This window comes from Neobacillus sp. DHD-1R (assembly GCF_057747995.1).
Genome location: NZ_CM173232.1, coordinates 2959907 through 2973400, shown reverse-complemented (window position 1 = coordinate 2973400; position 13494 = coordinate 2959907). Strand labels below are relative to the sequence as shown.

Here is a 13494-nt window from a genome sequence, read left to right as displayed (position 1 = left end):
AGGATAAAACTTGGAGGAGGAAATTAAATGGCACTAATGACGGGTGAGCAGTACCGTGAATCACTGAATGACGGCAGGGAGGTTTATATTGATGGAGTAAAGGTTCGAAATATCGCCGAACATCCATCGTTTAAGCCAATCATTGATGTAAAAGCGAGAATGTATGATATGGCACTAGAGGCCAAGTATGCCGATACTCTGACGGCAAGACTTCCTGATGGCGAAATCGTTTCCCGTGCTTACAAAGCGCCTGAAACGAAAGAAGACTTATCTGCCATTCGAAAGCATGTCGAAACTGTTCTCGACGATCTTAATGGTGTCGTTTACCGGGTTGGGGATGAAACGATCGGTGAAATGTGGTCCCTATATGACGCCCAGGATAAATTAAATGAAATCGATCCAACGTATGCAAAGAATATAAGGTATCATATCGACCGGGTTGCAAGGGAAGATTTGTTCCATGTATCCGCCAACACTGATCCGAAAGGTGATAGAAGCAAATTGTTCGGTGGAAAAGATGGTGGAACACTGCTTCATGTCGTGGAGGAAAATGATAAAGGAATTGTGGTGAAAGGGGCAAAATTTGAGACGGCCGCCGCCTATGCACACCAAGCGTTCGTGAAACCCACGATTTTGGACTGGAATGCCGGGTCTGAAAAAATGGCACCATTTGCCTGTGGATTCATTTGCGATATGGGCTCACCTGGACTGAAGCATATTTGCCGGACCTCCCTTGGTAAAGATCGAAACCCAGAAGATTATCCGATCGCAACAAAATTTGAAGAAATTGATACCCTGCTTATTTTTGATAACGTCTTAATTCCATGGGAAAATGTCCTTTTCCATCGCTCCTTAGATTCAGCCGCCTATATCCGTTCTACTCTTCATCGATATTCTGCCTTTAATTACACTCTTAGAATGTTGCGCCGGGCCGATTATTTAATCGGAGCCGCCCTATTAAATGTCGAACAAACCGGTTTAACTCATCTTCAAGCAGTAAAAGAAAAAATATCTCAGCTGATCAACTACCGTGAAGGAATCAATGCTCATTTAACCGCAGCAGTTGCCGAAGCGGAAAGAAGTCCAGGCGGTTTAATGATGCCAAATCAATCACTTCTTTATACTGGCCGTGTATTTGCATTAGCAAATTTCCCGGCAATGGCGCATTTAACAAGAGAGCTTGTCGGCGGTCAATTAGCCGTAACGCCGGACTCGACAACCATGGCAGATCCGGAAATCAAGCCATATATTGATGAATATTATTCTGTAGGCGACTGGACACCAGAAGATCGAGGAAGATTACTTTACTTCGCAAGAGATTTGGTAAATTCGTCTTATGCAGGCCATCGAACCACGTTTGAATTATTTGCCCAAAGTCCGCCATTTGCTCAACAATTGGCCGTGTTTAATAACTTTGATATGGAGCCGCAACGTGATTTGGTGCGAAAGGCAGCAGGGATCAAACAGTCCGCTCATCTTTCTAACCGCTAATTCTAATTTTTCTTTGGCGATATTTCCCTTTTAAAAGAAAGGAACTTTACTGTAACAGGAATAAACTTAAATTAGTAGAGTGATATTTTAAACTAAAAATATAAATCTGGAGCAGCGATTCTGGTGGAATACCAATAGTTGCTCTCTTTTATTGAAACAAAAGATAGTAGACAATGAGAGAGCTGGAAAGTGAGGGCTTAGTGTCTTGAAAATAAATCTTAGTCGGATACAAAATGACATTGAGAAATATGCAAAGTATGGGAAAGATGAACATGGAGGAATCACAAGACCTAGTTTCTCTAAAGCCGATCACCAAGTTCGACAGTTATTTATTGAAGAATTAAAGGAAATGGGCTTACAGGTCACAATTGATGGAGCCGCAAATATATGGGGCAAATATAAGGGAACTGGAAAAAAGAAGGGAAGCATTGTGATTGGCTCCCACTTGGATTCAGTTCCAAATGGGGGTAAATATGATGGGCCGCTAGGTGTCCTTACGGCCAAAGAAATCGTAAAAACTTTACAAGATCATCATATTCAACTGGATCATGATCTTGAAATTGTTTCTTTTACTGCAGAAGAATCTAACGATTTCAATTTATCTACCTTTGGCAGCCGCGCCTTTTCGGGCAAGCTTAAGCCAGAATATTTAAAAGATGCCCGTGATTCCAAAGGATCACTCCTTGCTGAAGAATTAAATAAAGTGGGTGGGGGCTTAGACAAATTCTCTATGATGGAAACGATGCAAAAAGATAAAAAAGCTTTTATTGAAATTCATATTGAGCAGGGGCATCGGTTAGAAAATGCCAATCTTGCTATGGCAGTTATTAATAGGGTTGTTGGAACTTTTCGTAGTTTTGTAAAAGTAATAGGGGAACCCAATCACTCAGGCACCACAATGATGGAAAATAGACAAGATGCTCTGGCTGCTGCAGCTGAAATGATTCTTGAGCTAGAAAGGTATTGCAAAACGAAAGGGAATTTGGTTGGAACTGTCGGAAAATTAAACGTAAAACCGAATGCTGCGAATATTATTCCCGGCCAAATTGACTTCATTTTAGAAGTGAGAGCCGAGACGGTGGAAGCCATTCAAAACGCGGTAAAGGCCATCGATAAGGTTTGGAAGGAGATTGCCGAAAAAAGACAAGTTATCATCCAGCATGAAGTCTTTCTTGATCAAAAACCAGTTGTATTAGATCATGAGCTTGTGGCTGTTCTTGAAAACACGGCCAGAGAAATGAATGAACCTTTTTTGACCTTGCCAAGCATGGCTGTCCATGATGCTGCTCATATGGCAAGCGTTACAAAATCGGTCATGATTTTCGTGAAAAGTATTGGCGGGAAAAGTCATTGCCCAGAAGAGTACAGTAATCCAGCAGATGTCGAAAAAGCAGGAAATTTAGTTTTGCAGGGTATTTTTCAGTTGGACCGCACACTTTCTGAAACAGAGCTGAATGTTTAAGATAAGCACTCTCTAGAAAGCTGCTATTCTACTAAAATCTTAATTCTAATAGCATTATGATAAATAGCAAAATAAATATTTATAAAATATCGAATCTTTAGAAAATTCAATTGACATTAACACTGTGAATTTGTTATTTTAAATTAAAAGAATAATTAAAGAAAAAATCCGTTAATAAAAACCAAATGATAAACAGTTATTGGAGGAATTGCCTGGCATAAATAACTAATAAGCAATACAGTAAGTCGCTTAATGACTAGAGCCGCCTATATCCGTCCTACTCTTCATTGAAAGGCATCAAGAATTAACCCCAAAACAACCACGTCATCTAAAACCCTGTGATTGATTTTGCAAATATAGTTATCTTAAGTTGCTGTATTTCTATATAAGTAAAAAGAATAAAGGGGGACCACAGTTGGTGAATTTTAAAAAATTATTCGTTAAAAAGACGGTTATGTTTATGGTCTTAGCAGTCCTATTGGTAGGGTGTTCAGCAAAAAATTCTTCGTCAGGATCGAGTAATTCCTCGTCAGATAGTGGAGAAACGGTTCGTGTGGGGCTTCAGGCACCGATGACCGGTGATAATGCCCAATATGGACAGGATATGAAAAATGGCGTGGAGCTTGCTTTTAAAAAGATTAATAGCGATGGCGGAATCAATGGGAAAAAGCTCGAGTTAGTAGTAGGCGACGATAAAGCCACTCCATCTGAAGCAGTCGCCGTGGTGAATAAAATGATAACAAACGATGGCGTAAAGGCCATTATTGGAGGATATAATTCATCGCCGACTTTGGCTTCTCAAGAAGTCTCCGGTCCGGCAAAAGTACTGCATTTAAATATGGGGGCCAGCCCGGATTTGTCTAAAACAAATAATCCATACCTTTTCCGTGTTATATTAACAGGTTCGGTGTACGTTCCTGCCGTAATGAATTATATGTCACAAGAAAAAAATGTAAAGAAAATTGCCGCCATATTTGAAAATACCGACTACGGAATTACGATGTATGATGCCGCCAAAGAATCTACAAAAAAACTGGGAGTAGATTTTATCGCCGCCGAAAAATATAACCCAGGTGATAAAAACTTTTCTGCTCAATTATCAAAGATTAAAACTCTTAAACCGGATGCCGTCATGGTAGTAGGCTTGTATAATGAGGTCGCCTTGATCGAACAGCAGGCAAAGCAGGCAGGGTTAAATGTTCAGTTTTTCTCGCCAGATGATTCCATGTATTCAGAGCAGCTCATCAAACTAGGTGGAGAGGCTGTCGAAAATCATATTTTTGCCTCGATGATTGATTTAAATGCAGATACAGCAGAAATGAAAGATTTTAAAGCGTTAGCTGAAAAAAATAACGTTCCGGCCCAGGCTAATACGGCGATTGCTTTTGATGCCGCCATGGCTATTGCCAAAGCATTAGAAAAAGGCGGAGGCGACGCTGAAAAATCCCGCGATGCTTTGGCTGGCATTGAGATGACAGGAATTACAGGACCAATTAAATTTGATAAAAATGGTGATCGTGCCAATACTCCTATGATCATGCAGGTTCAAAACGGGAACTTTAAGGTGATTAAAGAATCGGAATAGGGGGATAATTTGTGTTCGTAGATCAATTAATCAATGGAATTGTCCTCGGCAGTATTTATGCATTAATGGCAATTGGTTACACCATGGTGTGGAATGTGCTTCGTTTTATCAACTTTGCACATGGTGAAGTCTATATGGGAGGGGCATTCGTGTCCCTTTATCTTCTATTATTAGATACACCGATTTGGGTAGCCTATCTCGGTGGAGTATGTGCAGGAGCCTTTCTCGGATATTTAATGGAGAAAGTGGTTTACATGAGGATGAGAAAAGCACCAAAGTTAAATTTGCTGATTGCCGCGATTGGGATTTCCATTGTACTCCAAAATCTTGCGCAATATATTTGGGGAGCTACACCAGAGAGATTAACCTCACCCTTTCTTTCCAAGAATTTTATGGTAGGAGATATGGAGATCAATCAACACTATGTTTTTATTATTATACTCACCATCCTTGTCATGATCGTACTAGAGTTATTTATTAATAGAACGCTTATGGGAAAAGCGGTTCAGGCCGCCTCGCAAAATATTAATGCGACACAATTAATGGGAATTAACGCAAATAAGATTATTTCTATCACATTTGCAATCGGTTCTGCTGTTGGTGCACTTGCAGGAATATTAGTAGGACCCGTATTCCTGGTTTATCCAACCATGGGCGTATTCGCTGGACTGAAAGGATTTACCGCATCTGTTATGGGGGGGATGGGGAATATACCAGGTGCCATGATTGCGGGTTTATTACTAGGTATAATTGAAAGCTTTGCCGCCGGATTTATTTCCTCAGGCTATAGGGATGCGGTCGCGATGGTCATCTTACTATTTATTTTACTAGTTCGTCCTCAAGGAATCTTCGGTAAAATCATTCAGCAGAAAGTGTAAGGGGGGAGAAGGGATGGAACAAACCAATAAAACAGTTTTCCGAAAAATCCTGTTTATTTTTGGAGGGATCGCCTTATTTCTCCTTCCTCTTGCTGTAACCAATGCTTACTTTATGTATATTATTAATCTTATTTTAATCTATACCCTTCTTGCCTTAGGCCTCGATTTAATTGTTGGTTATACTGGCCAGGTCTCAGTAGGCCATGGTGCATTCTTTGGGATTGGTGCCTATGTTGCCGCCATATTGTCTAAGAACGTAGGGTTTTCATTTTGGTTAAATCTTCCGTTATCGATTGTCATTACAGCGCTAATCGGGTTTGTGATTGGTTTTATTGGGTTGAAATTAATTGAAGAATACTTGGTTATGGCGACACTAGCTTTCGGAACGATTATATGGCTTGTATTTTTGAACTGGACCGATTTAACAGGAGGACCAATGGGGATTGCAGGAATTGCGCCTCCTCCCCCGATTAAAATTGGTTCAGTTGAACTCCTGTTTATTCAATATCATGATTTTTACCCATTATTATTACTATTTGTTCTTTTAGGAGTGTTGGTCACATCTCTAATCATCAAATCAGGATTTGGGCGGGCCTGTACGGCGATTCGTGATGATGAACTTGCGGCTCAAGCCATGGGTATACCTGTATTTAAAACAAAAGTAAAAATCTTCACGATTTCCGCTGCTTTCTGCGGGGCTGCCGGTGCCTTGTACGCCCATTTCCTTCGTGTTGTGAGTCCGGAAACCTTTACTTTTTCGATGTCTGTAACCATATTAACGATGGTTATGATCGGTGGTCAGGGCTCGATTGCAGGAGCGATCATAGGCGCGTCGATCCTTACTGTTTCATCAGAGGCATTGCGGGAAACTCCTGAATTGAGAATGTTGATTTACGGGATTCTGATTGTTGTCATGATTATGTTTTTCCCAAAAGGAATTATGGGGTTATTCCAGGTTTCCAAAAAACGTCTTATTAAGAAAACCATCCAACCTGAAAAAACAACTCCAGAGAAAGAGGGATTAAATTATGAGCATTGATGTTGTTAATGATTCCGCTATCTTAACAGTCAATCATCTTTCAAAATCTTTTGGAGGTGTTAAGGCGGTCAACAATCTATCCTTTACTGTGTTGAAAAACAATATTCATGCGATTATCGGTCCAAATGGAGCAGGGAAAAGTACCTTATTCAATCTTATTACTGGGGTAATTAAACCAGATGAGGGGAACATTCAGCTGTTAAATCAGGACATTACATCATTGAGAACCGATAAAATTGCCCAGAATGGGGTTTCACGAACCTTCCAAAATATACGATTATTTCCTGATATGACCGTGTTTGAAACCGTGTTAATTGGGACATATCAATTCACAGGCGGAAATCTTCTGCCCGCTCTCTTCAGGACCAAAACCTTTCGGAACAAAGAATCACAGGCTAAAGAGCGGATTGAAGAAATCATTAAATTTGTTGGTTTATGGGACATGCGGGATGAGTACGCTGCTAAACTGTCTTACGGAAATCAAAGACGTGTCGAAATTGCCAGAGCTTTAGCCACTAATCCACTTCTGTTATTACTTGATGAACCTACGGCCGGAATGAATCAGAATGAAACAAATGAACTTATGAATCTATTTACAGAGGTGAATCATCAGGGGATTACGATCTTAATCATCGCTCATGATATGCATCTCGTAAATTCCTTGTCCAACCAAATTACGGTCATCAATTTTGGCGAAAAGTTAGTGGAAGGTCCTCCTGAATTGATTCAAAGTCATCCCGCTGTATTGGAAGCCTATATGGGGAGGACTGAGTTGCATGCTTAATGTTCAAAACCTAAGTACCTATTATGGGCAAATATGTGCTTTGGACAATGTTAGTTTAAAGGTGGAAGAAAAGGAAGCCGTTTCGGTTATTGGTGCGAATGGTGCTGGAAAAAGTACGTTATTGAAAACGATTATCGGAGAGCTCCGTCCCAAAAGTGGAGATATTCAACTTTCAGGCAAATCGATTGTTAAAGAAAAAACATTTAAACTTGTCAGTCGCGGTATGACTCTTGTTCCGGAAGGAAGACATGTGTTTCCATTACTCTCTGTATGGGATAATTTACTTTTAGGCGGTTATACGCTGCCTGCTAAATATCGCCAGCAAAGGGCTGAAGAAGTGACAGAACCTTTTCCAATTTTACGAGAAAGAAAAGATCAATTAGCAGGACTTCTTTCAGGGGGAGAACAACAAATGTTGGCCATAGCAAGAGCCATGATGACAAGTCCAAAGCTGTTATTATTGGATGAACCGTCAATGGGTCTATCACCGAAACTAGTTTATGAGGTTTATGATAAAATCACCGAACTGCATCAGCAGGGGACGACGATTCTTTTGGTGGATCAAAATGCGGAAATGGCCATCGATTTTTGCAGCCGCGGGTATGTTCTAATGGCAGGGCGTTTAGCCGGTCAAGGAACGAAAAGCGAGTTAAAAGAAAGTGAAATTGTAAAACGGTCCTATCTGGGATCTGCTTAAATTATTTAGTAATTTCATTTACTATAAAAATCGCTATTTTAAGGAGGAATTATTAATATGTCAGTACATGGTGAAACCAAAAAAGTGGAAATTCAAAGATTTCGGAAGTTCAAAACGGACCAGTATTATCCGAAAAGCATGGGAAAACCAGAACATCACATTGTGAATGAGTTCAGTATGGCAGTTCGGGCAGGTAATCGTATTTTTTTAAGAGGGCAAACAGGGTTTGATTTGGATGGTAACTTTCACGGTGAGGGCGATGTGGCGGCACAGGCGGAAATGGCCTGTACATGTGTAAAACAGCTGATTGAGGAGGCTGGAGGAACCATTCAGGATATTTGTAAAATTACTGTTTATCTGATGAATCGTGAAGATCGGAGTAAAGTCTATCCCGTCATTGGCAAGCATTTTAAAGATGTCTATCCTTGCAGTACCGGTTTACTCGTAAGCGGATTTGCCATGCCGGAGATGTTAATGGAAATAGATGTTGAGGCCGTAATAAGCGAATAAAGCATCGTTTGTTTTATAAAAGGTTCATAAAATTAGTGCAAGGGGGAAAAAAATGACATTTTCGGTCGCAGGACGCTGTTCGTCCACCGGTGCATTAGGGGTTATTGTCACATCCAGTAGTCCAGCCGTTGGGGCCAGGTGCCCATGGGTTAAAACGGGAGTAGGCGCTATTTTATCTCAAAATGTTACGGATCCAAGATTAGCTAATATCGGTTTTACTGTTTTGGAAAATGGGTTTGATGCCCAATCGACTATCCAATCGATGAAGGAAGCTTCGCCGTATTCAGAATACAGGCAGCTGGCGGTTATCGATTCTAATGGGAACTCTGCTGCATTTACAGGTAATAAGGCTTTAGGTGTTCACGGAGAATTTTGTGCGCAAAATGTTGCCAGTATCGGTAATCTCCTTAGTAACCCTGCCATTCCAGCAGCGATGGGTCAAGCATTTTTACAAAATGAGGGCCAGCCATTAACGGAAAGATTAATTTTGGCGATAGAAAAAGGCTTTCAGATGGGCGGGGAGCTCGATCAGGAGCATTCCATCGGCCTTCTAGTATTTACGGATGAACCATTCGCCTATGTTGATTTAAGAGTGGACTATAGTGATCATCCTCTTGAGGATCTCAAGAAACTTTGGGAAATATATAAACCACAGGCAAACGACTATAAAGTTAGGGCAATTGTTCCAGAATTGGCTCCTTCGTATGGCGTTAAAGGTGATGAGTAATCGTTTTATTTTTTGATAGTTTCTATAATTAATCGTATAGTTCTAGTTTAACTAATGAGTGAGTCTAGTCACTTCCTTCTGCTATGTCTCATTTTATTTAGTGGAAAACAAATTGTATTCCTTGTAAAACTGCCAGGTTGTTTATATCTGGCAGTTTTTATTTTTTTGTAGTAAGTACGTAAAAATTGATTTTATTATTAGAATTGTTCATAATTTTGGTGCGTTTCTTGTTGTAATGTTGTTAAAATTGAAGAATATACAGTTAAAGAGATTTCAAGTGGAATTGTTTCGAAAGGGAAATGTCACAAGTGTGGTTCTGACGTGGCAAGAGTTATTAACTAAAAGGGGGATTTTATCAATAATGCATATAACATTTGAAAATATTTATACACTTGGCAATGTTGTATTTGAAGATGATCATTACAGGCATTTCCATTATCCTGAAATGTTAACTAGATATGATAGTAATTTCATTGAGTTTAAAAAGATTCCGACTCTAAGTAAATTTAAAATAACCGAAAGCTACTTAAGAGAATTCCATTTAAAACAAGGACAAAACCACGTAAAGTTTTATTTTCCCGCAAATGAAAAACCTGGAGCGGAACTTATTGATTACCTGGATCATTCAGGCTATGAGATTGGTTATCTCGAACTATATGTTATTCAACCAAATCAATTTCCTTTAATAAAAGAAAACCCAGATATTGAGATTCATGCTGTGACTGATATGAATCTTGAGACATTTCTTAAATTACAGTATCAGCTAGATTTAGAGTATGGCAGTGAATTTGCTAATCAAAAGCAAGAATTACATAAACGAAATTTTAAAAATCGGAATATAGAGCAGCTTCTTGCCACTTATAAAGGTACTCCAGCGGGCTCAGTAGATATTATTATTTCCAATGAGACCGCTGAAATTGATGGTTTAGTTGTGGAAGAAAGCTTTCAGAAAAAGGGGATAGGAAGCATGCTGCAGAAGTTTGTTATGGAAAAATTTTATAATAAGACCATCATTCTAGTTGCCGATGGTGAAGATACCCCTAGAGAAATGTATAGAAGACAAAACTATCAGTATCATGGTTTTAAATATCAATTCCATAAAGTTTACGGAAATTAATATTGGTGCCAGGCACCGCCCAATTACTGGCCGGACATGTTGCTTATGTTCGGTCTTTTTTAATTTTTTCATTTTGTATTTGAGCGGACGCTATATGATTCCTCTTTATTAAAATCAATTAGACTTGTCATAGTATCCCAGCTGCTCCGATATTTTTTGGGCACTCCTTTGTAACTCCTTAATGATTTGGTCGTATTCATTTGTAGTTATATTTTTCGATTCCCCAATAAGGGCAAGCGAAGAAACGACTTCCCCTGTATAATCTTTTATCGGTACAGCAAAACTGATAAAACCGATCGCATACATATCCGTTGTGACAGCATATTGTTTGGAGCGGATTTTTAACAATTTTTGTTTCAAAAGCGCGGGGTCAGTAACTGTGTACTTCGTGTAGCTCGTTAAAGATTGTGAGAGGACATTGTTAATGATGTCCTTGCTTTTAAAGGCTAAAATAACTAGTCCTTCTGCCGTACAGTGGATGTCGTTGTGTCTCCCATCTTTCGTAATTAATTTCACGGGTTGATCGCCCATTTCACGTAATAAGTAGATAACTCGATTATGTTCCATCACACAAATATGGGCAGGTAACTGAAAGCGATTGGCCAGTTTTGTAAGGATTGGTTTTGTATCTGTGTAAATTTCTTTGTTCAATTGGACAATACCACCTAATGCTAAATTTGATAAGCCGAGGCGATAATGGCCATTTGATTTATTTTGGATTAAAAACCCTTCTTGAACCAATTCTTTCACATAACGATGGACCGTACTTTTAGATAAATCAAGCTTTTGGGCCATTTCTGTTATCCCAAATTCATTTTGCCTCGGTGTAAAAAGTCTTAAAATCCGCATGGCATTTTTTACGGAGGCGACGAAATATTTTTCATTCAATAAATGTTTCAAGGTCAACATCCTTTATGTGGTCTTGAACGTATTTGGTCATATTTCTACTTGTGAACAGCACATTGTCAACGATTTTTTGTAAGTTTGCTAATATTCGTCTTTTTGGACCGGCCACACTTATGGCAGCGAAAACTTGATTCTTTTTATTGTAAACGGGAGCGCCGACTGACACGATATTTTCAATGAACTCACCGTTACTAATAGAATAACCTTGCTCGCGAATAGTCGCTAATTTTTCATGTAACCTAGGTAATTGTACGATTGAATATTGTGTAGACTGTTCTAAACCAGGTTCAAATAGTTTTTCAATCGTTTCAGGGTTTATAAATGCTAAAATGGCTTGACCAGACGCCGTACAGTGTGCAGGGTTACGGCGGCCAATATGTGACAATAATTGAACGCGGTGTTTGTTATCTTCTTTTTTTAAATAAATGACGTTCTTGTTTTCTAAAATAGCAATGTGTGAAGATTCACCTGTTTGTCTAGTTAATAGTTTTAAAAAATGGGTAGTCTCTTTTAGAATGGCTAATTGATCGACAACCGTATTCGATAATGTGAGTAGGGAAGATCCCAAACGATACGAATTAAACGGTATATTTTGATAAATAAATCCTTCACTTTCTAATGTTTGAATAAGCCTGCAAGCAGTGCTTTTGGAAACACCTATATAATCTGCGATTTCGGATAATGTTAATTCTGGATGGTCAATCGAAAAGCTCTTTAATACACGAAGTGCATTTGTTAATGAGCTGTTTGTTGTTCGCGACATAAAAAACCCCCCCTCGAAATAGCCAATTACCTCAGAGAACTTAAGTTTTCTTATCTATATGAATACTACTTTACCCATCTATAAACCTTCACAAAATATTAAATTTTATTCTTTTTGTTCCACATAGCAGAATAAAACCATTTTCATAGTGCTAACATTGTTTTATTATTTTTATAACGTTTTCAATTTTCATAAATTTCTATAAATTAAAGGAGGGTTAATGTTTGTTGATACATCAAGTCTACGAGACAAGGGTTGATCTTAAATCCTATCAAAGGCAAAAGTTAAATGAACTATTAGTTTTTGTCAAAGGTTTTAATGAGTTTTATAAAGAAAAACTGAAAGGGATACACCTGCCGATTACTTCATTAAAAGATTTACGTCAGCTTCCTTTTACAACCAAAAGCGAGTTGGCGGAAGATCAAACTAAGTATCCGCCATTCGGGCGGAATCATTCTTATCCGGAAGACAGCTATATTCGCTATCATCAAACATCAGGAACGACGGGGAGCCCTTTAAAGGTACTCGACACGGCGGATAGTTGGAATTGGTGGTCTGATTGTTGGTTGGAAGTTTTAAAGTCAGCAGGTGTAACAAATAATGATCGTGCCTATTTAGCGTTTTCTTTTGGTCCTTTTATCGGATTTTGGGCAGCGCATGAAGCTGTTCAAAAACTCGGCAGCATGGCCATTCCAGGCGGAAGCATGTCGTCAGAGGAACGTTTAAACAGTATCCTTCAAAACAAAGCAACCGTCCTTTTTTGCACTCCAAGCTATGCCCTTCATTTAGCAGAGGTTGCCGAAAAGTTAGGGTTAAATATTAAAGACTCATCGATTGCAAAAATCATAACCGCCGGAGAACCAGGAGGATCAGTTCCTTCTACACGTTTTCAAATTGAACGATTATGGGGAGCTAAGCTATTTGATCATGTTGGAATGACTGAAATGGGTGCATACGGCTACTCTTGCCAAGAACAAAAAGGGCTGCATGTAAATGAAACGCAATTTATTGTAGAGGTCATAAATCCGGATACCTTAGAACATGTACAACCAGGTGAACGCGGGGAACTCGTATTAACCAATCTTGGACGTTTCGGTTATCCGCTGATTCGCTATCGTACTAGAGATGCTGTTGTATATAATCCGGAAGCTTGTACATGTGGCAATTCGTATTTATTTTTACCTGACGGTTTGTTAGGTCGCACAGATGATATGGTTGTCATCCGTGGTGTAAATATTTACCCTTCATCCCTTGAAGCAATTGTTCGCGAATTCGATTCGATTAAGGAATTTCGAATTATTTACTATACAGAACTGGAAATGAATCAAGTTAAACTTCAAATCGAAGGACCTGATGAGGTTGTGCCAGCATTGACGCAATTATTACGAAAACGGATCGGTCTAAGAATTGAAGTGGAGCGAGTGGAAGACGATTCTTTAACACGTTTTACAATGAAGGCTCGTCGTATCATTGACAAACGTACAACTAAAGAAACTGCATAAAAGAAAGATTATAAAATTCAAAGGAGTAGATAG

13 protein-coding genes are annotated in these 13494 nt (G+C 39.1%); 11 read left to right on the top strand and 2 right to left on the bottom strand.

The window, feature by feature from the left end:
* Positions 1-27 precede the first annotated feature (27 nt).
* From AC3ANL_RS14370 to AC3ANL_RS14325, 10 genes are all read left to right on the top strand, one after another.
* A complete protein-coding gene (locus AC3ANL_RS14370) occupies positions 28-1491 on the top strand; it encodes a 4-hydroxyphenylacetate 3-hydroxylase family protein (RefSeq protein ID WP_488325124.1) in 1464 nt (487 codons plus the stop codon).
* 205 nt (positions 1492-1696) lie between these two features.
* On the top strand, positions 1697-2953 hold the full coding sequence (locus AC3ANL_RS14365; RefSeq protein ID WP_488325123.1) for an allantoate amidohydrolase: 1257 nt from the start codon (positions 1697-1699) through the stop codon (positions 2951-2953).
* A 418-nt stretch (positions 2954-3371) separates the two neighbouring features.
* Positions 3372-4538 (top strand): ABC transporter substrate-binding protein, encoded by a 1167-nt coding sequence (locus AC3ANL_RS14360; RefSeq protein WP_488325122.1) that lies wholly within the window; start codon positions 3372-3374, stop codon positions 4536-4538.
* Positions 4539-4549: 11 nt separating this feature from the next.
* The gene (locus AC3ANL_RS14355; protein ID WP_488325121.1) at positions 4550-5416 is read left to right on the top strand and encodes a branched-chain amino acid ABC transporter permease; all 867 of its coding nucleotides are present in this window, start codon (positions 4550-4552) and stop codon (positions 5414-5416) included.
* Between the two features lie 13 nt (positions 5417-5429).
* The gene (locus tag AC3ANL_RS14350) at positions 5430-6455 is read left to right on the top strand and encodes a branched-chain amino acid ABC transporter permease (protein WP_488325120.1); all 1026 of its coding nucleotides are present in this window, start codon (positions 5430-5432) and stop codon (positions 6453-6455) included.
* On the top strand, positions 6445-7239 hold the full coding sequence (locus tag AC3ANL_RS14345; RefSeq protein WP_488325119.1) for an ABC transporter ATP-binding protein: 795 nt from the start codon (positions 6445-6447) through the stop codon (positions 7237-7239). The genes AC3ANL_RS14350 and AC3ANL_RS14345 overlap by 11 nt, the downstream gene beginning before the upstream one ends.
* On the top strand, positions 7232-7936 hold the full coding sequence (locus AC3ANL_RS14340) for an ABC transporter ATP-binding protein (protein ID WP_488325118.1): 705 nt from the start codon (positions 7232-7234) through the stop codon (positions 7934-7936). Before AC3ANL_RS14345 ends, AC3ANL_RS14340 begins: the two co-directional genes overlap by 8 nt.
* 57 nt (positions 7937-7993) lie before the next feature.
* Positions 7994-8446 (top strand): RidA family protein, encoded by a 453-nt coding sequence (locus AC3ANL_RS14335; protein WP_488325117.1) that lies wholly within the window; start codon positions 7994-7996, stop codon positions 8444-8446.
* A gap of 52 nt (positions 8447-8498) precedes the next feature.
* A complete protein-coding gene (locus tag AC3ANL_RS14330; RefSeq protein ID WP_488325116.1) occupies positions 8499-9173 on the top strand; it encodes a DUF1028 domain-containing protein in 675 nt (224 codons plus the stop codon).
* A gap of 361 nt (positions 9174-9534) precedes the next feature.
* Positions 9535-10290, top strand: coding sequence for a GNAT family N-acetyltransferase (locus tag AC3ANL_RS14325; protein ID WP_488325115.1), 756 nt, complete (start codon positions 9535-9537; stop codon positions 10288-10290).
* 114 nt (positions 10291-10404) lie between these two features.
* On the opposite strand, the gene AC3ANL_RS14320 is transcribed toward AC3ANL_RS14325, so the two are convergent.
* Positions 10405-11190 (bottom strand): IclR family transcriptional regulator, encoded by a 786-nt coding sequence (locus AC3ANL_RS14320; RefSeq protein ID WP_488325114.1) that lies wholly within the window; start codon positions 11188-11190, stop codon positions 10405-10407.
* Positions 11171-11959, bottom strand: coding sequence for an IclR family transcriptional regulator (locus AC3ANL_RS14315; RefSeq protein ID WP_488325113.1), 789 nt, complete (start codon positions 11957-11959; stop codon positions 11171-11173). The genes AC3ANL_RS14320 and AC3ANL_RS14315 overlap by 20 nt, the downstream gene beginning before the upstream one ends.
* 224 nt (positions 11960-12183) lie before the next feature.
* Here AC3ANL_RS14315 and AC3ANL_RS14310 point away from each other — a divergent pair, with 224 nt between their 5' ends.
* On the top strand, positions 12184-13461 hold the full coding sequence (locus AC3ANL_RS14310) for a phenylacetate--CoA ligase family protein (protein WP_488325112.1): 1278 nt from the start codon (positions 12184-12186) through the stop codon (positions 13459-13461).
* Positions 13462-13494: the final 33 nt, after the last annotated feature.